Origin of the sequence: Brevundimonas sp. UBA7506, from assembly GCF_002479495.1 — a bacterium.
GTDB lineage: Bacteria > Pseudomonadota > Alphaproteobacteria > Caulobacterales > Caulobacteraceae > Brevundimonas.
In genome coordinates this window covers 82505-107462 of record NZ_DLNQ01000014.1, presented here as the reverse complement: position 1 = coordinate 107462, position 24958 = coordinate 82505, and the positions used below count along the sequence as shown (strand labels likewise).

The window sequence follows — 24958 nt, the reverse complement described above, 5'->3', positions numbered from 1 at the left end:
GGGCAAGCCCCATCCGTCGCGCTCGGCCATCGCCCCCTCCACCATGCTGCGCATGGTCCCCCTCCCCCGCTACGCAGGGGAGGATCGCTGATGGCCGCCCGCACCCTGTACGAAAAGGTCTGGGACCGGCACGTCGTCGTGCCGGAAACGGCCGAGACGCCGGGCGTCATGTATGTGGACCTGCATCTGGTTCACGAGGTCACCTCGCCCCAGGCCTTTTCCGAAATCGAGGCGCGCGGACTGAAGGTCCGCCGCCCCGACCGCACCTTCGCCACCCTGGACCACTCCACCCCGACCCTGCCCGCCGGGCCGGACGGCCAGCGGCCCTATTTCACCCAGGCCGCCAAGGCCCAGGTCGAGACCCTGGAGGCCAACTGCGCCCGTCACGGCGTCGAACTGGCCGGCTGGGGTTCGGACCAGCGCGGCGTGGTCCACGTCATGGGGCCCGAGCTGGGCCTGACCCAGCCCGGCATGACCGTGGTCTGCGGCGACAGCCACACCGCCACCCACGGCGCCTTCGGCGCCCTGGCCTTCGGCATCGGCACCTCCGAGGTCGGGCATGTTCTGGCCACCCAGTGCCTGTTGCAGCGCCGCGCCAAATCCATGCGCGTGACCGTCGACGGGCGCCTGCGTCCCGGCGTCTCGGGCAAGGACGTGGCTCTGGCCGTCATCGCCGCCATCGGCTTCGGCGGCGGCACCGGCTACGTCATCGAATACGCCGGCGAGGCCGTGCGGTCGCTGGACATGGAAGGGCGCATGACCCTGTGCAACATGTCCATCGAGGCGGGCGCCCGCGCGGGCATGATCGCCCCGGACCAGACGACCATCGACTGGCTGCGCGGCCGCAAACACGTCCCCGCCGACTATGAGGCCGCCGCGGCAGACTGGCTGGGCCTCGCCTCCGATCCCGGCGCGACCTTCGACAAGGAGGTCGTGCTGGACGGCGCCGCCATCCGTCCCATGGCCACCTGGGGCACCACCCCCGACGCGGGCGCCCCCGTCGGCGCCCCGGTGCCGCAGCCGCGCTCGGACTCGGACCGCAAGGCCATCGCCTACATGGGCTTCACCGCCGGCGAGGCGACGACCGGTCACAAGGTCGACGTGGTCTTCATCGGCAGCTGCACCAACGGTCGCCTGCCCGACCTGCGCGCCGCCGCCGAGGTCCTGCGCGGCCGCAAGGTCCAGCCGGGCGTGCGTATGCTGGTCGTGCCCGGCTCCGAGGCCGTGCGTCGCGACGCCGAGGCCGAGGGTCTGGACAAGGTCTTCACCGAGGCCGGCGCCGAATGGCGCATCCCCGGCTGCTCCATGTGCATCGCCATGAACGGCGATTTCGTCGCTCCCGGTCAGTTGGCGGTCTCGACCTCCAACCGCAATTTCGAAGGCCGCCAGGGCAAGGGCGCCCGCACCATCCTGGCCAGCCCGGCGACCGCCGCAGCCAGCGCCATCGCCGGCGTCCTGACCGACCCGCGCGCCTATCTGTCGGAGGCGGCCCTCCTCATGCAGCCGAGCGCCGCGCGCGCGGCGGTAGGAGCAGAATAATGTCTGAGCCCTTTAAAACTCTGACGTCGAAGACCCTGACCCTGAGCCAGGCCAATATCGACACCGATCAGATCATCCCGGCGCGCTTCCTGACCACCACGACGCGCGAGGGTCTGGGCGCCCAGGCCTTCTATGACTGGCGCTATGAAGCCGACGGCTCGCCCAAGCCCGAGTCCGTGCTGAACCGCATCGACCCGAGCGAGCACCGCATCCTGCTGGCCGGCCCCAACTTCGCCTGCGGCTCGTCGCGCGAGCACGCGCCCTGGGCCCTGCTGGACTATGGCTTTCGCGCGGTGATCTCGACCGAGATCGCCGACATCTTCACCTCCAATGCGCTGAAGAACGGCTTCCTGCCCATCGTCGTCGATCAGGCGACCTGGGACGACCTGGCCGCCCACCCGGAACAGGCGGTCACCGTCGATCTGGAAGCCGGCGAGATCCGTCGCGGCAACGTCGCCCCCGTCCCCTTCAAGGTCGAGGCCTTCGCCCGTCAGTGCCTGCTCGACGGGGTCGACACCCTCGGCTGGCTGCAAGCCAAGCTGCCCTACGTCGAAACCTTTGAACGCCTGCGCCAAGATTCCTATCAGCCGGAGACCGCCTGATGCCCCACCATGAAGCCCACCCCGCCCCCCGCACCTTCAACATCGTGGTCCTGCCCGGCGACGGCGTCGGGCCGGAGGTCGCCCTGGCCGCAGAGCGCGTCCTGACCTGCATCGGCGACATCTACGGCCACCGCTTCGACTTCACCGAGCACCTGATCGGCGGTGCCGCCATCGACGCGACCGGCGAAGCCCTGCCCGAGGACACCAAGGCCGCCTGCCTGGCTTCCGACGCCGTCCTGCTGGGCGCGGTCGGCGGTCCCAAGTGGGACGGCGCCCCGGTCCGCCCTGAACAGGGTCTGCTGGCCATCCGCAAGGCCATGGGCCTGTACGCCAATCTGCGCCCGCTGCAGGTCTCGCCGGTCCTGGCCCACCGCTCGCCGCTGAAGAAGGAGATCGTCGAGGGCGTCGATCTGATCGTCTTCCGCGAACTGACCAGCGGCGTCTATTTCGGCGAGAAGACCCGCACCGAAACCAGCGCCTCCGACCTGTGCGTCTATACCGTCGAGGAGATCGAGCGCGTCGCCCGCGCCGCCTTCCAGGCCGCCGGCCAGCGTCGCGGCAAGGTCACCTCGGTCGACAAGGCCAATGTCATGGAAACCAGCCGCCTGTGGCGTGAAGTGGTGACCCGCATCCACGCCGAGGAATATCCGCAGATCACCCTGGAACACGCCCTGGTCGACTCCATGGCCATGCACCTGATCCGCAAGCCGCGCGACTACGACGTCATCCTGACCGAGAACATGTTCGGCGATATCCTGTCGGACGAGATCTCGGTGCTGGGCGGCTCCATCGGCCTGCTGCCCTCGGCGTCGCTGGGCGCCGACGGCCCCGGCCTGTTCGAGCCGATCCATGGCTCGGCCCCGGACATCGCCGGTCAGGATCTGGCCAATCCGGTCGGCATGGTGCTGTCAGCAGCCATGATGCTGCGTCACAGCTTCGATCTGGAGGACGAGGCGGATTCCATCGAGGCCGCCGTCGCCGCCGTCCTGGCTTCGGGCGCCGTCACCGCCGATCTGGGCGGCGCCCTGGGCACGGTCGAGGCCACCCGCGCCATCGTCGACGCCATCCGCGCCATCCACTGGGCCGCCGCGCGTCACGTGCCGATGCACTGGGCCTGAGCCCCGACGTCGGCGCACAAAGAAAGGGCGGGCCTCGCGGTCCGCCCTTTTGCATTCAGTTGTCGATCAGGCCCTGCAGCGCCACGGCCATGCGCCGCGCCAACTCCGCCTTCTGCGTCTCGTCCAGCGAGGAATAGCCGTCCGACAGCTCGCGCCCGATCGCCATGCCCATGATCAGGCCCGCCGCCAGACGCGCCCGCACCGGGGCCTCGGGACCGCCGATCCAGGCGGCCAAAGGGTCGAAGAAGCGGTTGTTGGACGTGCGCTGCATGACGTCCATCGCTTTCGCCGAACCGACCGAGCGCAGCAGGATCAACAGACCTCGCATCTTGGCGCCCGCGCCGTCATCCTGACAGGGCATGACCTCCCCGTAGACGATCTCGCGCGCCAGCCGCTCGCCGAAGTCCTCGCGCGGGCCGTCCATCAGGTCGCGACCGTTCTTGCAGCTGTCCAGCACGGCGACGAACAGGTCTTCCTTGGACCCGAAGTAGCGGCTGATCAGAGCGGCATCCACGCCGACGTCGCGCGCGACGTCTCGCATGCCGACGTCATCGTAGCTGTCGGAACAAAAACGCTCCCGCGCCGCTTCCAGAATCGCCTGGCGCGTCGCGTTGGCGTTACGCGGTCGAGGGGCGTCGCAAAGGACCAACGGAACCTACTCCAATAAACCTTAAACCCTATATGGCTTTGTCATCAGACGTTGACAAGCGCTGCCGCCGTTCTTTAAGTCACCCAGCGTTGACTGGACGCTCCCTCCCCAAAGAGCGACGGTCTTCCAGATTCAATTCCCTCCCAAGGAGAATGCGCCGATGCGCACGGTGAAGATCGCGGCCGCGTCCGTACTGATGGCGACCGCCCTCTACGGCTGTTCCAAGGGCGGCGAAGCCCCCGCCCCCCAAGCCCCTCCGGTGACGGTGGCCCTGCCCCTGGCCCGCCAGGTGGTGGACTGGGACGAAGTCACGGGTCGCTTTGAAGCCCCCCGCACGGTCGATGTGCGCGCGCGCGTCGGCGGCTACATCCAGTCGGTCCATTTCAAGGACGGCGACTTCGTGCGTCAGGGCCAGCTGCTGTTCACGCTTGACCCGCGCCCGGCCCAGGCCGCCCTGGCCTCGGCCCAGGCCCAGCTGTCGCAGGCCCAGGCCCAGTTGACCCTGGCCCGCACCGAGTTCACCCGCGCCGAAGGCCTGCTGGCCTCGCAGGCCGTGTCCCAGGCCGAGGTCGACGCCAAGCGCGGCGCCGTGGCCCAGGCCCAGGCCGCCGTCTCGGCCGCCAACGCCGCCATCCGCGCGCGTCAGCTGGACGTCGAGTTCACCCGCGTCACGGCCCCGATTTCCGGCCGTGTGTCCGATCGACGCGTCGATCCCGGCAACCTGATCGGCGGCGGCTCCTCCGCCGGCGATGTGCTGACGACCGTGGTTTCGGCCTCACCGATCTACTTCGTCTTCGACGGCTCCGAGGCCCTGGCGCTGAAGTATCAGCGCGACGCCCGCTCCGGCGGCGCCGCCCCGATCCGCATCCGCCTGCAAGACGAGACCAGCTATGACCGCGTCGGCACGCTGGACTTCACCGACAACGCCATTGACCCGGCCTCGGGCACCATCCGCCTGCGCGCCGTGGTGCCGAACGCCGACGGCTTCCTGAAGCCCGGCATGTTCGGTCAGGCCCAACTCGCCGGAGCGGGCGCCTATCAGGCCCTGCTGGTGCCCGACGCCGCCATCGCCACCGACGCAGCGCGCCGCGTGGTCATCGTGGTCAAGCCTGATGGCACGACCGAGCCGCGCGCGGTCCAGACCGGACCTCTGGTCGACGGCCTGCGTGTCATCCGTTCCGGCCTGAAACCGACCGATCGCGTCATCATCGCCGGCGGTCAGCGCATCCAGATGCCGGGCATGAAGGTCGCGCCCAAGAACGGCACCATCGCTCCGGTCGCGCCGCAGGCTGGCGGCGCCCCGGTCACCCAGGCGGCGCCGGCTTCCAGCGCCTCCTTCGCCAACGCCGGCTGATAGCTCATGAATTTCTCACGCTTCTTCATCGATCGGCCGATCTTTGCAGGCGTGATCTCGGTGTTCATCACCCTGATCGGCCTGTTCGCCTATCCGATGCTGCCCCTGTCGCAGTATCCGGAGATCGCGCCGCCTACCATCACCATCAACGCGGCCTATCCGGGCGCCTCGGCCGAGACCCTGGCCGAGACGGTCGCCGCCCCCATCGAGCAAGAGGTCAACGGCGTCGAGAAGATGCTGTACCTGACCTCCTCGTCCACCTCGGACGGGGCCGTGGCGATCACGGTGACCTTCCAGCCCGGCACGGACCTCGATTCCGCCCAGGTGCTGGTCCAGAACCGCGTCGCCCTGGCCGAGCCCAAGCTGCCTGAACAGGTCCGCCAGATCGGCGTGACGGTCAACAAGGCCGAAAGCGGCTTCCTGATGATCGTGGGCCTGACTTCGCCCGACGGCAGCCTGGACAACGACTATGTCGGCAACTTCGCCAACTCGACGCTGCGCGACCGCCTGCTGCGGATCGACGGTGTCGGTCAGGTCCAGGTGTTCGGCGGCGGCAACTATTCGATGCGGATCTGGATCGACCCGGCCAAGGCGGCAGAGCGCGGTCTGACGGGTCCTGACATCGTCGCCGCCCTGCGCGCCCAGAACGTCCAGGCCGCCGCCGGCGCCATCGGTCAGCCGCCCTTCGCCACCAACGCCGCCGCCTTCCAGCTGCCAGTTCAGGTCCAGGGCCGCCTGTCCGACCCGGATCAGTTCGCCGACGTCGTCATCAAAACCGATGCTCAAGGGCGCGTGACCCGCGTTCGCGACGTCGCCCGCGTTGAACTCGGCGCCCAGGATTACGGCATCCGCGGCTTCTTCGACGGAGAGCGCGGCGTCGGCGTCGCGGTCGTCCAGCAGCCGGGCGCCAACGCCCTGGGCACTGCCAACCGCGTCCTGGCCGAGGTCGAGGCCATCAAGACCGAACTGCCGGCCGGCATGGCCGCCTCCATCCCCTACAACCCGACGGAATTCGTCGCCGCCTCGGTCGAAGCGGTGCAGCACACCCTGCTGGAAGCTGTCGTCCTCGTCGTCATCGTCGTCATGGTCTTCCTGCAGACCTGGCGCGCGGCCATCATTCCCATCGTCGCCATCCCCGTCGCCCTGGTCGGCACCTTCGCGGTGCAACTGGCGCTCGGCTATTCCATCAACTCCCTGTCGCTGTTCGCCCTGGTTCTGGCCGTCGGCATCGTCGTCGACGACGCCATCGTCGTGGTCGAGAACGTCGAGCGCTACCTGAGACAAGGCCTGACGCCTAAGGAGGCCGCCTATCGCTCCATGCAGGAGGTTTCGGGCGCCCTGATCGCCATCGGCCTGGTGCTGACGGCGGTGTTCGTTCCGACCGCCTTCGTCCCCGGCATCCCCGGCATTTTCTACCGTCAGTTCGCCGTCACCATCGCTTCGGCGGCTCTGATCTCGCTGCTGGTGTCCCTGACGCTGTCCCCGGCCATGGCCGCCCTGCTGCTCAAGCCGCACACAGAGCACGACAACGTGCGCAAGCCGGGCCTCTGGGGCGCGGTCGTCTATTACGTCCGTTGGGCCGGCGACAAGTTCAACCAGGGCTTCGACTGGCTGTCGGACAAGTATGGTCGTCTGACCGCCCGTCTGGTGCGCTCGCTGATGGTCGTCATGATCATCTATGCGGGCCTGTTGGCCCTCACCGGCTGGCGCCTGATGGACACGCCCTCGGGCTTCATTCCGGAACAGGACCAGGGCTTCCTGATCGGCGTCATCCAGCTTCCGGCCGGCGCTTCGCTTGACCGCACCGAGGCCGTGATGAAGCGCGCCAACGAGATCATCCAGAAGACCGAGGGTGTCGACGGCACTGTGGCCTTCGCCGGTCTCGACGGCTCCAGCTTCTCGTTCGGCTCCAACGCCGCGACCATCTTCGTGCGCCTCGACGCCTTCGAGAACCGCACCAAGGAACAGGCCGCCACGGCCCTGGCCGGCGCCATCACCGGCGCCACCGGCGGCATCGAGGAAGCCAACATCTTCGTCATCGCCCCCCCGGCCGTTCAGGGCCTGGGCAACGGCAACGGCTTCAAGATGATGATCCAGGACCGTTCCGGCGCAGGCTATCGCGCGCTGGAAGGCGCCACCTTCGCCATGATGGGCGGCGCGGCCCAGATGCCTGAACAGGTGCAGCAGGTCTTCTCGACCTACAACACCGGCTCGCCCCGCATCGCCGCCGACGTTGATCGCAACAAGGCCCTGATGATGGGCGTCCAGCCGTCGGCGGTGTTCGACACCCTCGGCGTCTATCTGGGCTCCTCCTACATCAACGACTTCAACCTGCTGGGTCGCACCTTCCGCGTCACCGCCCAGGCTGAACCCTCGGCCCGCGACGACATCGCCGACATCGCCAATCTGAAGACCCGCTCCGCCTCCGGCGCCATGGTGCCGATCGGCGCCGTCGCCAACCTGCGCGAGGACTCCGGTCCGGCCCGCGTCGTCCGCTACAACCTGTTCCCGGCTTCCGAGCTGCAGGGTCAGGCCGCGCCGGGCGTCTCGTCCGGCCAGGGCATCGCGGCGATGGAGCAGCTCGCCTCTCAAGCCCTGCCGCAAGGCTTCAGCTATGAGTGGACCGAACTGGCCCTGCAGGAGAAGCAGGCCTCGGGCGGCGCCTCGATGATCTTCATCATGGCCGTGGTCTTCGTCTTCCTGGTGCTGGCGGCGCAGTATGAGGCCTTCACCCTGCCGCTCGCGGTGGTGCTGATCGTCCCCATGTGTCTGTTGGCGGCCATGATCGGGGTGAACATCCGCGGTCTGGACAACAACATCCTGGTCCAGATCGGCCTGGTCGTCCTGATCGCCCTGGCGGCCAAGAACGCCATCCTGATCGTCGAGTTCGCCAAGCAGGCGGAAGAAGAAGAGGGCATGGATCGCTTCGAAGCGGCTGTTTACGCCGCCAAGGTGCGCCTGCGTCCCATCCTGATGACCTCCTTCGCCTTCATCTTCGGCGTCGTGCCGCTGATGCTGGCGACCGGCCCCGGCGCCGAAATGCGCCAGTCGCTGGGCACGTCGGTCTTCTCCGGCATGCTGGGCGTGACCTTCTTCGGCCTGATCTTCACCCCGGTCTTCTACGTGATGATGCGTTGGCTTTCGGCCAAGCTGCCCAAGACGCCGGAGAAGCCGCGCGAGCTGCCGACGACCTACGGCGCGCCTCCGCATGATCCGTACGACCCCAACGACCCCGCGCCGACGGCCCCCACGGCCAGCCCGCGCCTGGGAGACGCCTGATGAACCGTAAAGCCCTCTCGCTCCTGACCGCTTCCGGCGCCGCGCTCCTGCTCGCCGCCTGCGCGGTCGGGCCCAAGGCGCCGGACGCTACGATCCCGGCGCAGGGCCAGGGCGCCTTCATCGGCTCGCAATCCGTCTCGGTTTCGACCGAGGCGGCCCGCGCCGACTGGTGGCGGCTCTATAACGACGCCACGCTGGACAGCCTGATCCAGCAGGCGCTGACCGAGAACAACGAGCTGGAGGCGGCCGCGGCCAATCTGCGCGCCGTCCGGGCCTCGCTGTCCGAAGCCCGCGCCGGTCGTCTGCCCACGACCAACGCCAACGCCGCCTTCAACCGCAGCCAGGCCTCGACCATCACCAACCCCGCCGCCAACGGCGCCAAGCTGGACGACGTCGACACCTACAGCGTCGGCCTGGACGTCTCCTACGAAGTCGACCTGTTCGGCCGGGTGGAGTCCTCCATCCGCGCCGCCCGTAATGACGCCGCCGCCGCCGCCGAGGCGCTGGAGATCGTTCGCATCTCGGTCGCCACTGAAACGGCCCGGGCTTACGCCGACACCTGCTCGGCCAACGCCCAGATCGCTGTCGCCGAACGCACCATCGACCTGCAGGGCAAGACCGTCGATCTGACCCAGCGTCTGCTCGACGGCGGATCGGGCAATGGCCTGGACGTGGCCCGCGCCCGCGCGGCCCTGGAGCAGACCCGCGCCAGCCTGCCGCCCCTGCGGGCCTCTCGCGACGGCGCACTCTATCGCCTCGCCACCCTGACCGGGCGCACCCCGGCCGAGGCCAGCGAGGCGGCGCGCGGCTGCCAGTCGCCGCCGCAACTGTCGCAGCCGATCCCGATCGGCGACGGCGCGGCCCTGCTGGCCCGTCGTCCCGACGTGCGGCAGGCCGAGGCCCGTCTGGCTGCGGCCGCCGCCCGCGTGAACGTGGCCACCGCCAGCCTCTATCCGTCGATCAGCCTGGGGGGCTCGCTGGGCTCGACCTCGCTGGATTCCTCGGGTCTGGGCGACGACGCCAACTTCCGCTTCAGCGTCGGTCCGCTGATCAGCTGGAACTTCCCCAACATCGCCGTGGCCCGCGCCCGCATCAAGCAGGCCGGCGCCCAGACCGACGCGGCTCTGGCGACCTTCGACCAGACCGTGCTGACGGCGCTGCAGGAAACCGAGACGGCGCTCAGCGCCTACGCCAACGAACTGGACCGTCGCACAGCCCTGCGCACCGCGCGGGATCAGGCGGCGACGGCGGCGCGCCTGTCGCGTCTGCGTTTCGACGCCGGCGCCGACAGCTTCCTGACGGTGCTGGATTCGGAACGGACCCTGGCCGGCGCCGACGCAGCTCTCGCCGCTTCGGAAGCCCAGGTCACCACCTACCAGATCGCCCTGTTCAAGGCCCTGGCGGGCGGCTGGGATCAGGCGCCAGATCCTGAAGCCTAGCCCCGAAGCCTGATCCTCGGATCATCGCTAAAAATACAAACGCCCGGCAGGTTCGACCCCGCCGGGCGTTTTCTTTTGGGCTCGTCGGCACGATTTTGACGCACGAGGGCGTGACCCCGACGCGATTGATGCTCTAGGGAGGATGCATGGCTTCTCCCGCCGTATCCACGCCCGCCGTCGACATCACCGCCGCCCCCGCGACGGCGCTGACCCACGCCCGCCGCGTGGTGGTCAAGATCGGCTCCTCCCTTCTGGTTGACGCCGCCACCCGCGCGGTGGCCCGCGACTGGCTGGCCTCCCTGGCCCAGGACATCGCCGACCTGCGCGCGCAGGGTCGCGAGGTCATTGTCGTCTCCTCGGGCGCCGTGGCCCTGGGGCGCGGACGACTGAACACCGCACCCGGTCGGCTGCAGGACAAGCAGGCCGCCGCCGCCGTCGGCCAGACCCTGCTGATGCACGCCTGGGAAGAAGCCCTGGCCCCCCACGGCCTGATCACCGCCCAGATCCTTCTGACCCGCGACGATACCGAACGCCGTCGCCGCTGGTTGAACGCCCGCGCCACGGTCGAGGCCCTGCTGGCCCATGGCGTCGTCCCGGTGGTCAATGAAAACGACACCGTCGCCACCGAGGAAATCCGCTACGGCGACAACGACCGGCTGGCTGCGCGCGCGGCACAGTTGGCGCGCGGCGACCTGCTGATCCTGTTGTCCGACGTGGACGGCCTCTACACCGCCGACCCGCGCCGCGATCCCGACGCCCGCCATCTGGCCCTGGTCGAGAGCCTCGGCCCCGACATCCTCGGCATGGCCAGCGGCGCCAATGCCGAGGCCGGGGTCGGCACCGGCGGCATGGCCACCAAGCTGGCGGCGGCCCAGATCGCCCGCTCGGCCGGCTGCGCCACCGTCATCGCGTCGGGCCTGACCCTGCATCCGCTGAAGGCCGTGGCCGAGGGCGCCCGCGCCACCCTGATCACCGCCCCGGCCACGCCCCTGGCCGCGTGGAAGCAGTGGATCGCCGGCAGCATGGCGCCGGGCGGTTCCTTGACCCTGGACGAGGGCGCCGTGCGGGCCCTGAAATCCGGCAAGAGCCTGCTGCCCTCGGGCATTGTCACCGTCAGCGGCGAGTTTGAAAAAGGCGACAGCCTGCGTCTGCTCGATCCGTCCGGCGCCGCCTTCGGCGTGGGCCTGGCCGCCTATCCGGCCGATGAAATCGCCCTGATCCGGGGCCGCCATTCTGACGAGATCGAGAGCCTGATCGGCTACCGCGGCCCCTCGGTTGTGATCCACCGCGACGACCTGGTGCTGGAGACCCGATGACTGATGTAAGCACCATCATGCTGGACATGGGCCGACGCGCCCGCGCCGCCGCCGACGCCCTTCGCGCCACGACGCCGGACGCCCGCACCGAGGCCCTCATCCGTCTCGCCCAGGGCCTGCGCGCCGCCGAGGCCGAGATTCTCGCCGCCAACGCCCGCGACATCGCCAACGCCCGCGCCTCGGGCCTGTCGGAAGCCCTGATCGACCGTCTGGCCCTGACCCCCGCTCGCGTCGAGGGCATGGCCGTCGCCGTCGAGACCATCGCCGCCCAGCCCGATCCCGTCGGCGCCGAGATGGCCCGCTGGACCCCCGCCAACGGTCTGGACATCGCCCGCGTCCGCACCCCGCTCGGCGTGCTCGGCGTCATCTACGAGAGCCGCCCCAACGTCACCGCCGACGCCGCCGCCCTCTGCCTGCGCTCGGGCAACGCCGCCATCCTGCGCTGCGGTTCGGACTGCCTGGAATCCTCGCGCGCCATCGCCGCCGTGGTGGCCCGCGCCGTGACCGAGGCCGGCCTGCCCGCCGACACCATCCAGCTGGTTCCCGTCCCTGACCGCGAAGCCGTGGGCGCCATCCTGTCGGGGCTTGAGGGCGCCATCGACCTGATCATCCCGCGCGGCGGCAAGAGCCTGGTCGCCCGCGTTCAGGCCGAGGCGAAAGCGCCTGTGCTGGGCCACCTGGAAGGCCTCTGCCACACCTATCTCGACGCCGCCGCCGACCTTGAGGTCGCCCGCCGCGTCGCCGTCAACGCCAAGATGCGCCGCGTCTCGGTCTGCGGCGCCACCGAGACCCTGCTGGTCGATCGCGCCGCCGCGATGCGCCTGCTGCCCGTCGTCGCCGCTGACCTGATGGCTGCCGGTTGCGAACTGCGCGGCGATGCAGAGACCCGCGCCCTGGTCCCCGCAGCGGCCGAGGCGGTCGAGGCCGACTGGACCACCGAATACCTGGCCCCCGTCCTGTCGGTGCGGGTCGTGGACGGGGTGACGGGCGCCGTGGATCACATCCGCCGCTACGGCTCGGGCCACACCGAGGCCATCATCACCACCAACCCCGAGGCCGCCGAACGCTTCGCCAAAGGAGTCGACAGCGCCATTGTCCTGATCAACGCCTCGACCCAGTTCGCCGACGGCGGCGAGTTCGGCTTCGGCGGCGAGATCGGCATCTCGACCTCCAAGCTGCACGCGCGCGGCCCCGTCGGCGCTGAACAGCTGACCACCTACAAGTACGTCGTGCGCGGCCAGGGTCAGACCCGACCCTGAGCCTTCGCCCCCTGGAGAGCGCCACAGCCCTTCCCGGGATGACGCAAGGCCGCCTGAAACCAACATTTTCCCAGGGCGATGCCCGCAGGAGCCGCGCCCATCGCGTCCGCACCCGCGAAAACGTGCTGCGTCGCACACCGCAGTCCGGTGATAAATTCCGCAAATTTAGATTTGAAGGCCCATTAATGCCTATGCATATAAAATTTTAGCTTCACTTCGGAAAATATTTGCGCTCCCGCCGCAGGATTCGCTTAATGAGCAGATGCAAAAAGGTGGACGTTCCAACCCCGGTGGTTTTCTGATCGAGCAGCGTCGGCTGGAGAAACAGCCCGCTGATCTGCGCGTACGCGCCTTCACGGAGATCACGCTCAAACCGACCGCCGACAGCGGAACGGTCCAGGCGTCGCGCTGCACCGACTGCGGCGTGCCCTTCTGCCAGAACGCCTGCCCGCTGCAGAACAACATCCCCGACTGGCTGGCCCTGTCGGCCGACAGCGACCTGCGCGAGGCCTGGCGCGTCGCCTCGGCAACCTCGACCATGCCGGAAATCTGCGGCCGCATCTGTCCTCAGGACCGCCTGTGCGAGGGCGCCTGCACCCTGCAGCAGTCCGGCTGGGACGGCGTCACCATCGGCTCGGTCGAGGCCTGGATCGCCGACACGGCCTTCGACAACGGCTGGGTCGAGCCCATCCGCCCCCTGGCCGAACGCGGCCAGAGCGTCGCCATCGTCGGCTCCGGCCCCGCCGGCCTGGCCGCCGCCGACCGCCTGCGCAGCGAGGGCTACGCCGTCGTCGTCTATGACCGCCACGACCGCGCCGGCGGCCTGCTGACCTACGGCATCCCCGGCTTCAAGCTGGAGAAGCGCATCGTCCAGCGCCGCATCGACCGCCTGGTCGAGGGCGGGGTCCAGTTCGTGCTGAGCACCAACGTCGGCGTCGACGTGTCGATGGACGAGCTGCGGTCGCGCCATGACGCCGTCCTGCTGGCCATGGGCGTCTATCAGGCCCGCACCCTCGCCGTGCCCGGTCGCGGTCCGAATGACACCGTCGCCGCCCTCGACTTCCTGATCGCCCAGAACCGCGTCGACTGCGGCGACGCTGCTGATGCGTCCGCGCCTCATGCGGCGGGTCGCGACGTGGTCGTCGTCGGCGGCGGCGACACGGCCATGGACTGCGTCCGCACGGCTATCCGCCAGGGCGCGAACAGCGTCGTCTGCCTCTATCGCCGCGACCGCGAGAACATGCCCGGCTCGGCCCGCGAGGTGCAGAACGCCGAGGAGGAAGGCGTCCGTTTCGAATGGCTGGGCGCGCCCAAGGCCCTGATGTCGAAAGGCGAGGCCGTCACCGCCGTCCGCGCCCAGCGCATGGCCCTGACGGAAGCCGCCCCCGGCCAGCGTCGCGACATCGCCTCTGTGGCCGGTTCGGACTTCGACCTGCCCGCCGACCTGGTGATCGAGGCCCTCGGCTTTGAGCCCGAGGCCTTCGCCGAGCAACTCGACGCCGGCCTCGGCCTGACCAAATGGAACACCCTGCAGGTGGCGCGTGGCGGTTTCGCCACCACCCTGCCCGGCGTGTTCGCCGCCGGGGACGCCGTGCGCGGCGCCTCTCTCGTCGTCTGGGCCGTGCGCGACGGCCAAGACGCCGCGGCCGAAATCGACCGCTACCTGCGCGCGCGTACCGAGGAAGCCGCCGCATGACCGACGCATCACAACAGAACTGGCTGGCCCAGTACGAAGAGAACCGCGCCCACCTGATCGAAGGGGGGGCCTATGATCCGGCATCGGAACGCGACGCCTGCGGCGTGGGTCTGGTCTGTGCCATCGACGGCAAGCCGCGCCGCGAAATCGTCGAGATGGCGATCAAGTCGCTGAAGGCCGTGGCCCACCGTGGGGCGGTCGACGCCGACGGCCTGTCCGGCGACGGCGCCGGCGTCATGATCGAGCTGCCCCAGGCCTTCTTCGCCGCCCAGGTGCGCGCCGTCGGCCAGACCCTGCGCCCCGGCCCCATCGCTGTCGGCCAGGTCTTCCTGCCGCGCACCGACCTGGGCGCCCAGGACCACGCCCGCGCCATCGTCGAGGCCGAGGCCATCCGCTCGGGCTTCTACATCTACGGCTGGCGCCAGACGCCGCTGGATTTGTCGGTCGTCGGCGTCCGCGCCGACGCCACCCGCCCCGAGATCGAGCAGATCATGCTGGCCGCCCCCGAGGGCATGGAGATCGAGGAACTGGAGCGCGAGCTCTTCCTGTGTCGCCGCCGCATCGAAAAGGCGGTGCAGGCCAGCGGCCTGAACGGCTTCTACCTGTGTTCGCTGTCGGCCCGCTCCATCGTCTACAAGGGCATGGTCCGCGCCGAGCTGTTGGGTCAGCTGTATCACGATCTGAACGACCCCACGGTCGAGGCCGGCTACGCCGTCTTCCACCAGCGCTATTCGACCAACACCTTCCCCGAGTGGAAGCTGGCCCAGCCCTTCCGCATGCTGGCCCACAACGGCGAGATCAACACGCTTCAGGGCAACCTGAACTGGATGCGCGCCCACGAGATCCGCATGGCGGCCTCGGCCTTTGGCGACCGCGACCATGAGGTCAAGCCGGTGGTCCAGCCAGGCGGTTCGGACTCGGCGGCCCTGGACAATGTCTTCGAGGTCCTGGTTCGCGCCGGACGTCCCGCGCCCCTGGCCAAGGCCCTGCTGGTGCCCGAGGCCTGGTCCTCGGACGACGTGGTGATGAAGCCCGAACACCGCGCCCTCTACGCCTATTGCAATGCGGTGATGGAGCCGTGGGACGGCCCCGCCGCCCTGTGCGCCGTCGACGGCCGCTGGGTCGTGGCCGGCAAGGACCGCAACGGCCTGCGCCCCCTGCGCGCGGTGGAAACCGTGGACGGCCTGCTACTGGCGGGCTCTGAAGCCGGTCTGGTCCCCCTGCCCGAGGGCCGCATCAAGCGCCGCCTGCACATCGGCCCCGGCAAGCTGATCGCCGTCGATCTGAAGCACGGCCGTCTCTACGACGAGCATGAGGCCGTCGACGCCCTGGCCGCCGCCCAGCCCTATGAACAGTGGCTGGAGAACATGGTCGACCTGGAGCCGATCATCGGCCCCGGACCCGAGCCGCGCGCCGCCGTCGGCGAGGCCCTGATCCGTCGTCAGATCGCCGCCGGTTTCAGCCGCGAGGATCTGGACCTGCTGCTGGACGCCCTGGTCCGCGACGGCAAGGAGGCGGTCGGCTCGATGGGCGACGACGCCCCGCCCGCCGTCCTGTCCAGCCTGCCGCGCCCACTGGCCCACTACTTCCGCCAGAACTTCAGCCAGGTCACCAACCCGCCCATCGACCCCCTGCGCGAAGCCGGGGCCATGAGCCTGAAGACCCGCTTCAAGAACCTGGGCAACATCCTGGCCCAGGACGAGGCCCAGACCGAGGTCTTCGTCCTGGACAGCCCGGTCCTGACCACCGGCATGTATCAGCGCCTGCTGGGCGTCGTCGCCGACGGCTCGACCACGGTGATCGACTGCACCTATCCGGTCCCCGCTGAAGGCGATCGCCAAGGCGCCGGCCTGCGTCAGGCGCTCGACCGCATCCGCGACGAGGCCGAGGCCGCCGCCCGCGACGGCGCCACCCTGATCGTCCTGACCGACGAGCACGCCTCGGCCGAGCGTCTGGCCGCGCCGATGATCCTGGCCACCGCCGGGACGCACGGCCGTCTGATCGCGGCGGGCCTGCGCACCTATTGTTCGCTGGTCGTGCGTTCCGCCGAGACCCTGGACCCCCACGCCTTCGCCGTTCTGATCGGGGTCGGCGCCACCGCCGTCAATCCGTGGCTGGCGCAGGAGTTGTTCCAGGAACGTCTGGATCGCGGCGTCTATCCGGGCCTGACGCTCCACGACGCCTGCCTCAACTACAAGCACGGCATCGAGGCCGGCCTGCTCAAGGTTCTGGCGCGCAAGGGCATCAGCATCATCTCCGCCTATCGCGGCGGCTGCGAGTTCGAGGTCCTGGGCCTGTCGCGGGCTCTGGCCGCCGAGTTCTTCCCCGGCGCCCCGTCGCGCATCTCGGGCATCGGCCTGGCCGGTCTGGAGCAGGCGGCGCTCAAGCGTCACGCCGTGGCCTTCGGCGCGGCCGTGCCGTCGCCGTCGATGGGCGGCTTCTTCCGCATCCGCGCGGGCGGCGAAGCCCACGCCCACGACGCCAGGACCATCCACCTGCTGCAGGACGCGGTGAACCGCGGCGACTACAAGCGCTTCAAGCAATACTCCGCCGCCGTCCGCGAGCAGCCGGATCTGGCCCTGCGCGATCTGCTGGACTTCAAGGACGGCCTGACCCCGGTGCAGTTGCACGAGGTCGAAAGCGTCTCGGACATCCGCCGTCGCTTCCTGTCCCAGGCCATGTCCTTGGGCGCCCTGTCGCCTGAGGCCCATGAGACCCTGAACATCGCCATGAACCGGATGGGCGCGCGCGCCGTCTCCGGCGAGGGCGGCGAGGACCCGGCGCGCTATGTGCCGCGCCCCAACGGCGACAACGCCAACTCGGCGGTCAAGCAGGTGGCCTCGGGCCGTTTCGGCGTCACCGCCGAATACCTGAACCAGTGCCGCGAGATCGAGATCAAGGTGGCCCAGGGCGCCAAGCCCGGCGAGGGCGGCCAGCTGCCCGGTTTCAAGGTCACCGAGTTCATCGGCCGGATGCGTCACGCCGTTCCGGGCACGACGCTGATCAGCCCCCCGCCGCACCACGACATCTATTCGATCGAGGACCTGGCCCAGCTGATCTACGACCTGAAGGCGATCAATCCCGATGCCAAGGTCACGGTCAAGCTGGTCTCGGCCACCGGCATCGGCGCCATTGCTTCAGGCGTGGCCAAGGCCAAGGCCGACGCCATCCTGATCGCCGGCCACAACGGCGGCACGGGCGCCTCGCCCCAGACCTCGGTCAAGCACGCCGGCATGCCGTGGGAGATCGGTCTGGCCGAAGCGCACCAGGTCCTCAGTCTGAACCACCTGCGCTCGTCGGTGTCCCTGCGCGCCGACGGCGGCATCCGCACCGGCCGCGACGTGGTCCTGGCCGCCCTGCTGGGCGCCGAGGAATACGGCATCGGCACCTCGGGCCTGATCGCCATGGGCTGTCTGATGGTGCGTCAGTGCCACTCCAACACCTGCCCGGTCGGCGTCTGTTCGCAGGACGAGCGCCTGCGCGCCAAGTTCACCGGCACGCCGGAGAAGGTGGTCAACCTCTTCACCTTCATCGCCGAAGAGGTCCGCGAAATCCTGGCCTCGATCGGCGCCCGCACGATCGACGAGATCGTCGGCCGCACCGACCTGCTGCGTCAGACGCGGCGCGGCGGCTCGCACCTGGACGACCTGGACCTCAACCCCTTGCTGATGAAGGTCGACGTCGACCGGCCCGGCCGCTGGGCCGACAAGGTGCGCAAGCCCGTCCCCGAAAGCCTGGACGCCCAGGTGCTGAAGGACGCCGCTCCCTTCCTCGAGCGCGGCCAGACGCTGGAGCTGTCCTATCCGCTGAACAACACCCAGCGCACCGCCGGCGCCGGGGTCTCCTCGGCCATCGTCCGCAAGTTCGGGCCTGAGGGGCCGCAGGGCCGCCTGAAGCTGAAGCTGGAAGGCATCGCCGGTCAGAGCTTCGGCGCCTTTGGCGCGCGCGGCCTGATCCTCGACGTCACCGGCGAGGTCAACGACTACGTCGGCAAGGGCCTGTCGGGCGCCGACATCCATGTCCGTCCCTATGAGTGGCGCGCCGACCAGCAGGTCTGCGGCAACACCACCCTCTATGGCGCCACCTCGGGCCGTCTGTTCGTGGCGGGCGCGGCGGGCGAACGCTTCGCCGTCCGCAACTCGGGCGCCGAGGCCGTGGTCGAGGGTCTGGGCGCGCACGGCTGCGAATACATGACCGGCGGTCGTGTGGTCGTCCTGGGCTCGGTCGGCTGGAACCTGGCGGCAGGCATGAGCGGCGGCGAACTGTTCGTGCTCGACGCCGACGGCCGCGCGGCCCAGGCTCTGAACGGCGATCTGGCCGGCATCGGCCGCCTCGACGCCGACGCCGAGGCCCGGTTGAAGGCCCTGATCGAGGCCCATGCCAGCGCCACCGCCTCGCCCCTGGCCCGACGCATCCTGGCCGACTGGTCCCAGTTCGCGCCGCGCTTCGTCCGCATCGCGCCCAAGACCGTCCTCGCCGCCGAGGCCGCTGAGACCGACGTCAGGCTGGCCCAACCGGCCTGACGTCGCCCTCCCCTTTTCGCCCGCGTCTTCTCCCCGAGACCTTCATGACACCACCGACGATCACCAAGGCCGCAGCATTCTGTTGCGGCCTTTTCGCCTTTGCGTTCGCGGCGCCCGCCTTCGCCGCGCCGCCGAACCTGCTCGCGCATCAGGTCCCGCTGGCGCTGGACGGTCCCGGCACGGCCTGGATCCTGACCTCGACGGCCTTCGTGCTGATGATGACCCTGCCGGGCCTGGCCCTCTTCTACGGCGGCATGGTGCGCAAGAAGAACCTGATCGCCACCATCGCCCATTCCACGGCGGCCATGGCCATCGTCACCGTCCTGTGGTTCGTCGCCGGCTACACCCTGTCCTTCGGCACCGTCGACGGCCCCGCCAACGGCTTCATCGGCAGTCTTCAAGCCCTCTTCCTCAACGGCGTGGGGGTGAAGACCGCCCACGCCCTGACCCCCGGCCTGCCCGAGCTCCTGTGGATCAGCTATCAGCTGACCTTCGCCATCATTACTCCGGCCCTGATCGCGGGCGCCTTCGCCGAGCGGATCAAGTTCTCGGCCAGCGTCCTCTTCTTCACCCTGTGGCACCTGATCGTCTATGCGCCGATCTGCCATCAGGTCTGGGGCGGCGGCTGGATGGGCGAACTGGGCGTGCTCGACTTCGCGGGCGGGGCCGTGGTCCACGTCAATGCGGGCGTGGCCGGTCTGGTCTGCGCCATCGTGCTCGGCCCGCGCCACGGCTGGGGTCGCGACAACATGGCCCCGCACAACCTGGCCTTCACCGCCATCGGCACCGGCCTGCTCTTCGTCGGCTGGATGGGCTTCAACGGCGGCTCGGCGGCCGGGGCCAATGAGATCGCCGCCGTCGCCGTCTTCAACACCCTGCTGGCCCCCGCCGCCGCCGCCGTCGGCTGGATCGCGGTCGAGTGGACGCTGAAGAAAAAGCCGACCCTTCTGGGTCTGCTGACCGGCGTGGTCGCCGGCCTCGTCGCCATCACCCCCGCCGCCGGCTTCGTCGACCCCAAGGGGGCCTTCCTGATCGGTCTGATCTCGGGTCCGGTCGCCTATATCGGCGCGGTCTGGCTGAAGCACAAACTCAAGTACGATGACAGCCTCGACGCCTTCGGCGTGCACGGCGTCGCGGGGATCGCGGGCGCCCTGCTGACCGGGGTCTTCGCCAACGCCGCGATCAACCCCGTCGCCGAAGGGGCCACGGTCTGGAAACAGGCCATCGGCCTGGGCGGCGCCATGGTCTGGAGCGCCGTCGGCACCTTCGTCGTGTTGATGATCTGCAAATACACCGTCGGCCTGCGCGTCGAGAAGGAGGCCGAGATCGAGGGCCTCGACTACAGCCAGCACGGCGAGGCCATGCACTGACGAGCGGGCGGCGTGGGTCGATGAAGCCTTCGCCGCCCCTCTGCGTTCCCACCGGATGACCGCGCGCGGCGAGCTCGACACCTATCAGGCCAAGCGGAACTTCGGCGTCACGCCGGAGCCGAAGGGCCGCAAGGCGAAAGCCCGCCAGACCGGCCTGCGCTATCTGATCCAGCGCCACGCCGCGTCGCACCTGCACTACGACTTCCGCATCGAGCACGACGGGGTGCTCAAGTCCTGGGCCGTGACCAAGGCCCCCTCGCGCGACCCCGCCATCAAGCGGCTGGCGGTCGAGGTCGAGGACCATCCCCTCGACTACGGCGGCTTCGAGGGGACTATCCCGGCCGGGAACTATGGCGCGGGCACGGTGCAGTTGTGGGACGTCGGCGAATGGACGCCCCAGGACCCCGATCTGGACGCGGCCTTTGCCAAGGGCGTGATCAAGCTGACCCTCGACGGCGCGCGGCTGAAGGGCGGCTGGGCCCTGATCCGGCTGAAGTCGGATCGCGGCAAACCCTCCAAGCGCCCGAACTGGCTGCTGCTCAAAGAGAAGGACGCCTATGCCGTCGAGGGCGAAGGCGACGCCCTGACCGAGATCGACGCCTCGGTCGTCAGCGGGCGCAGCCTGGCCGAGATCGCCGAAGGTCATAGCGAATGGACATCGTCCAAACCCGCCGCCCACAAGACGGCGCCCAAGCCCGCCGTCGCTCCCAAACCCCTCGCCAAGCCCCGCGCCTTCGTGCCGATCCAGCTGTGCCAGGTCGCCGAACGTCCGCTTTCGACGCCCGGCTGGGTGCATGAAATCAAGTTCGACGGCTATCGGATTCAGGTCGCGACCGGCGGCGGGCAAGCGTCCCTGCGCACTCGCAAGGGCCTGGACTGGACCGACCGATTTCCCGAACTGGCCGACGACGCCGCCCATTGGCCCGACGCCGTGGTCGATGGCGAACTGTGCGCCCTGGATGAGGACGCCATGCCGGACTTCTCGGCGCTTCAAACCGCCATCGCCGAGGGCGACACGGGCCGTCTGGTCTACTTCGCCTTCGACCTGCTGTTCGACGGGGCCGAAGACCTGCGCCCACTGCCGCTGTCGCACCGCAAGGCGCGGCTGCAGGCCTGGTGCGACCGCGTGACGAAATCTCGTGGAGCGCGTCTGCGCTACGCCGACCATTTCGTCGCCAAAGGTCAGGCCGTTCTGGAAGGCGCCTGCCGCATGGGGCTGGAGGGCGTCATCTCCAAGAAGCTGGACGCCCCCTATCGCGCCGGCCGCTCGGCGACCTGGGTCAAATCCAAATGCCGGGGTCGCGACGAGATGGTGATCGGCGGCTGGTCGTCAGAGGACGGGACCCGCTTTCGCTCCCTGCTGGTCGGGGTGAAGGCGAAGGGCGGCCTGCGCTACCTGGGCCGCGTCGGCACGGGCTATTCCGCCGCCTTGACCAAGACCCTTCTGCCCGCGCTGAAAGCCGCCGCCGCCGAGCGCTCGCCCTTCGTCGCCCCGCCCGAGGCGGAGGATCAGTTGCACTGGGTCGCCCCCGTCCTCGTCGCCGAGATCGAACACGCCGGCTATTCCAAGGATGGCCTCCTGCGTCAGGCCGCCTTCAAGGGCCTGCGCGAAGACAAGGCCCCCGCCGATGTGACCGCCCCGCCCCAACCGCCCGCCGCCAAAGCCGGCAAGCTGACCGTCGCAGGCGTGAGCATCACCCACCCCGACAAGATCCTGTGGCCCGCGACCAGCGACCACGCCGCCGTCAGCAAGGCCGATCTGATCGCCTATTACGCGGCCGTGGCCGAGCGGCTTCTGCCCCATGTGCTTGACCGGCCAGTCTCCATCATCCGCGCCCCAGACGGCATCGAAGGCGAACGCTTCTTCCAGCGCCACGCCCTGGCGGGCCGACATCCGGGCCTGACGGCGATCGACGTCGGCGAAGGCAAGCCCTACCTCGCCGTCACCGACCTAAGCGGCCTGATCGCCGTGGGTCAGTCAGGCGGGCTGGAACTGCATCCCTGGGGCTGCAAGCCCGGCGATCCCGAGACGCCGGATCAGATCACCTTCGATCTCGATCCCGACGAGGGCCTCGACTTCGACGCCGTCGTCGTCGCCGCCAACATGCTCAAACCTCGCCTCGAGGCCCTGGGCCTGACGCCCTTCGTGAAGACCACCGGCGGCAAGGGTCTGCACGTCGTGGTCCCGATCAGGGCCGACGCTCGCAGCCGCATCGACTGGGACGCCGCCAAGGCCTTCGCCAAGGCGGTGTCGGAGGCGATGAAGGCCGACCACCCCGACCGTTTCACCACCACCCTGGCCAAGAAGGCGCGGGGCGGAAAGATCTTCCTCGACTATCTGCGCAACGGCCGCGCCGCCACCGCCGTCGCCCCCTGGTCGCCCCGCGCCCGGCCCGGGGCCGGGATCGCCTGCCCCCTGTCCTGGGATCAGGTGAAGCCGGCGCTCGACCCGAAGGCCTTCAACCTGTCGTCGGCCGTCGACCTGTTGCAAGCGCCCGATCCGTGGGCGGAGTTCCGCGCCTCGGCAGCGTCGCTGAAACCTGCACTGCGGAGGCTCCGCTAGGCCTGCAGACGCTCGGCCAGGAAGTCGACGAAGACCCGCACCCGCGCCGGGGTGTTGGGCCCGCCGATGAAAACGGCGTGGGTGTTCTCCACATCGCCGGGATTGAAGTCCTCCAGCAGGGGGGTCAGCCGACCGGCGGCGATGTCATCCGCCACGCTGAAGGCGCCGACCCGGGTGATCCCCACTCCGTCAGCCGCAAGCTGGCCCAGGGTTTCACCATTATTGGCCTCTAGGCTTCCCCGCACCGTCAGGCGGAATTCATGCCCGTCGCGCACGAACGGCCAGACCGGCTCTGCCCGACGAAAGTTGAAATTCAGGCAGTTGTGGGCGTGCAGGTCCTCGGGGACGACCGGCGTTCCCCGACGGGCCAGATAGGTGGGCGAGGCCACGATGACCCGCCGTGTCTGGCTGATCTTCTTCGCCGTCAGGCCGCTGTCTTCCAAGGGGCCCGAACGGACGCCCACGTCCGCCTGCCCGGCGGCGATGTCCACCACCGCGTCGGTCAGGTTGATATCGACCAGGATGTGCGGATAGAGGGCTGTGAAATCGCCCAGCAGCGGCACGACGTGCAGACGCCCGTGCGACTGGGACACGCTGACCCGCAGCCGCCCGCGCGGCGCGCCCTGGTCGGCGATGGCCTGCTCGGCATCGTCCAGATCGGTCAGGATGCGTCGCGCCGCCTGCAGATAGGCCTCGCCCTCCGCCGTCAGGGTCAGGCTGCGCGTGGTGCGGATCACCAGCCGCACACCCAACCGGGCCTCGGTCCGCGCCACCGTGCGACTGACGGCCGAGGGCGTCAGCTTCAACGCGCGCGCCGCGCCGGAGAAGCTCCCCGCTCGCGCCGCCGCCTCGAATACCGCCAGCTCGCCTGCGCGATTGACCTCGATGTCGGCCATTCGTGCCTCCAGAGCAAAGATGTTTGACCTCACCCAGCCCTACTCCCTGCACCTCGCTCGCGCCACCTGTCCGCTCGAAACAGGACAGGCCTCCGCTCTTATGAAACTCAATCCTCCCCTTCTCGCGCTGGCGGTCGGCGCCTTCGGCATCGGCGTCACCGAGTTCGCGCCCATGGGCATGCTGCCCGTCATCGCCGGCGACCTGGGCGTCTCCATTCCGGCGGCGGGTCTGCTGGTCAGCGCCTACGCCTTCGGGGTCCTGATCGGCGCGCCGCTGATGACCCTGACCACCGGCCGCGTGCCGCGCCGAACCCTGCTGATCGGCCTGATGGGAATCTTCACCCTGGGCAACCTGCTGTCGGCCATAGCCCCCGAATACTGGAGCCTGATGGCGGCGCGGGTCGTGACCTCGTTCAACCACGGCGCCTTCTTCGGCGTCGGCTCCATCGTCGCAGCCAGCGTGGTGGCGCCGAACCGGCGCGCGGGCGCGGTGGCGGCCATGTTCATGGGTCTGACCATAGCCAACATCACCGGCGTGCCCCTGGCCGCCTGGGCCGGCGAGACCCTGGGCTGGCGCGCCTCCTTCTGGGGCATCGCCGGTCTCGGCGCCCTGGCCATGATCGCCCTGCGCCTGACCCTGCCGCATGGCCGGGTCGAGGCCTCGGCCGACGGCGGCGCCATGAAGGCCGAACTCGCAGTGCTGAAGCGCGGCCCGGTGCTGGCGGCCCTGGCCCTGACCGTGATCGGCTCCAGCGCCATGTTCACCGTCTTCACCTACATCGCCCCGATCCTGAAGGAACAGACCCTGGCCTCCAGCGCCTTCGTCACCGCCATGCTGGTCGTCTATGGCGTCGGCCTGACCGTGGGCAACTGGCTGGGCGGCCGCTTCGCCGACCGTTCGGTGGATCGCACTTTGATCATCACCCTGGCCAGCCTGGCCGCCCTGCTGGTCCTGTTCGCCGTCGTCATGCCGTGGCAGGCGCCCGCCGCCGTGGTCATCTTCCTGTGGGGCGTGGCCAGCTTCGCCCTGGTGCCGCCGCTGCAGATGCGGGTCATGACCGCCGCCAGCGACGCGCCCAACCTGGCCTCGGCCATGAACATCGGCGCCTTCAACCTGGGCAACGCCATCGGCGCGGCCCTGGGCGGCGCGGTCATCGGCCTCAACCTCGGCTATCCGGCCGTGGCCCTGGCCGGGGCGGCGATGGCGGCCTCGGGTTTGGTCCTGGTCCTGCTGCTGGTCCGGCGCGAGGCACGCGAGGCGACGGCGGCTCCCGCCCGCTGCTAGTTCAAAAGACCGGCCTCTTCTTCATCCGAAGGAGGGGCCGCTTCGCCGCTTTGGTGCTAGGCTTGATCTT

The 24958-nt window shown here is 69.5% G+C and carries 15 protein-coding genes; 13 read left to right on the top strand and 2 right to left on the bottom strand.

Features of this window, described 5'->3' with window-relative positions; genetic code table 11:
• Positions 1-90 precede the first annotated feature (90 nt).
• Genes leuC through leuB form a run of 3 tightly spaced genes read left to right on the top strand, consistent with a single transcriptional unit; the run spans position 91 to position 3259 of the window.
• On the top strand, positions 91-1539 hold the full coding sequence (leuC, locus tag B3K53_RS12515) for a 3-isopropylmalate dehydratase large subunit (protein ID WP_292084722.1): 1449 nt from the start codon (positions 91-93) through the stop codon (positions 1537-1539).
• Positions 1539-2141 (top strand): 3-isopropylmalate dehydratase small subunit, encoded by a 603-nt coding sequence (gene leuD / locus B3K53_RS12510; RefSeq protein ID WP_292084720.1) that lies wholly within the window; start codon positions 1539-1541, stop codon positions 2139-2141. The genes leuC and leuD overlap by 1 nt, the downstream gene beginning before the upstream one ends.
• Positions 2141-3259 carry a 3-isopropylmalate dehydrogenase gene (gene leuB / locus B3K53_RS12505; protein WP_292084719.1) on the top strand — a complete coding sequence of 373 codons (1119 nt, stop codon included), beginning with the start codon at positions 2141-2143 and terminating at the stop codon, positions 3257-3259. Before leuD ends, leuB begins: the two co-directional genes overlap by 1 nt.
• A 55-nt stretch (positions 3260-3314) precedes the next feature.
• On the opposite strand, the gene B3K53_RS12500 is transcribed toward leuB, so the two are convergent.
• Positions 3315-3908, bottom strand: coding sequence for a TetR/AcrR family transcriptional regulator (locus B3K53_RS12500; protein WP_292084718.1), 594 nt, complete (start codon positions 3906-3908; stop codon positions 3315-3317).
• A 160-nt stretch (positions 3909-4068) separates the two neighbouring features.
• Here B3K53_RS12500 and B3K53_RS12495 point away from each other — a divergent pair, with 160 nt between their 5' ends.
• From B3K53_RS12495 to ligD, 9 genes are all read left to right on the top strand, one after another.
• Entirely contained in the window at positions 4069-5262 is a 1194-nt protein-coding gene (locus tag B3K53_RS12495) for an efflux RND transporter periplasmic adaptor subunit (protein WP_292084717.1), read from the top strand.
• Positions 5263-5268: 6 nt separating this feature from the next.
• A complete protein-coding gene (locus tag B3K53_RS12490) occupies positions 5269-8541 on the top strand; it encodes an efflux RND transporter permease subunit (RefSeq protein WP_292084716.1) in 3273 nt (1090 codons plus the stop codon).
• The gene (locus B3K53_RS12485) at positions 8541-9980 is read left to right on the top strand and encodes an efflux transporter outer membrane subunit (RefSeq protein ID WP_292084715.1); all 1440 of its coding nucleotides are present in this window, start codon (positions 8541-8543) and stop codon (positions 9978-9980) included. Before B3K53_RS12490 ends, B3K53_RS12485 begins: the two co-directional genes overlap by 1 nt.
• A gap of 182 nt (positions 9981-10162) precedes the next feature.
• Positions 10163-11296 carry a glutamate 5-kinase gene (gene proB / locus B3K53_RS12480; protein ID WP_409515800.1) on the top strand — a complete coding sequence of 378 codons (1134 nt, stop codon included), beginning with the start codon at positions 10163-10165 and terminating at the stop codon, positions 11294-11296.
• Positions 11293-12555: a glutamate-5-semialdehyde dehydrogenase gene (locus tag B3K53_RS12475; protein WP_292084711.1), complete on the top strand. Its 1263-nt coding sequence runs from the start codon at positions 11293-11295 to the stop codon at positions 12553-12555. Before proB ends, B3K53_RS12475 begins: the two co-directional genes overlap by 4 nt.
• 262 nt (positions 12556-12817) lie before the next feature.
• Positions 12818-14251 carry an NAD(P)-dependent oxidoreductase gene (locus tag B3K53_RS12470; RefSeq protein ID WP_292084709.1) on the top strand — a complete coding sequence of 478 codons (1434 nt, stop codon included), beginning with the start codon at positions 12818-12820 and terminating at the stop codon, positions 14249-14251.
• Entirely contained in the window at positions 14248-18774 is a 4527-nt protein-coding gene (gene gltB, locus B3K53_RS12465; protein ID WP_292084706.1) for a glutamate synthase large subunit, read from the top strand. The genes B3K53_RS12470 and gltB overlap by 4 nt, the downstream gene beginning before the upstream one ends.
• Positions 18775-18818: 44 nt before the next feature.
• A complete protein-coding gene (locus tag B3K53_RS12460) occupies positions 18819-20144 on the top strand; it encodes an ammonium transporter (RefSeq protein ID WP_292084705.1) in 1326 nt (441 codons plus the stop codon).
• A 55-nt stretch (positions 20145-20199) separates the two neighbouring features.
• Positions 20200-22707 (top strand): DNA ligase D, encoded by a 2508-nt coding sequence (ligD, locus tag B3K53_RS12455; RefSeq protein ID WP_292084704.1) that lies wholly within the window; start codon positions 20200-20202, stop codon positions 22705-22707.
• On the opposite strand, the gene B3K53_RS12450 is transcribed toward ligD, so the two are convergent.
• Positions 22704-23603, bottom strand: a complete 900-nt coding sequence (locus tag B3K53_RS12450; protein ID WP_292084703.1) for a LysR substrate-binding domain-containing protein — start codon at positions 23601-23603, stop codon at positions 22704-22706. The two genes, ligD and B3K53_RS12450, sit on opposite strands and share 4 nt — an antisense overlap.
• Before the next feature lie 19 nt (positions 23604-23622).
• On the opposite strand from B3K53_RS12450, the gene B3K53_RS12445 reads away from it, so the two are divergent.
• Positions 23623-24888 carry an MFS transporter gene (locus B3K53_RS12445; RefSeq protein WP_292084702.1) on the top strand — a complete coding sequence of 422 codons (1266 nt, stop codon included), beginning with the start codon at positions 23623-23625 and terminating at the stop codon, positions 24886-24888.
• Positions 24889-24958: the final 70 nt, after the last annotated feature.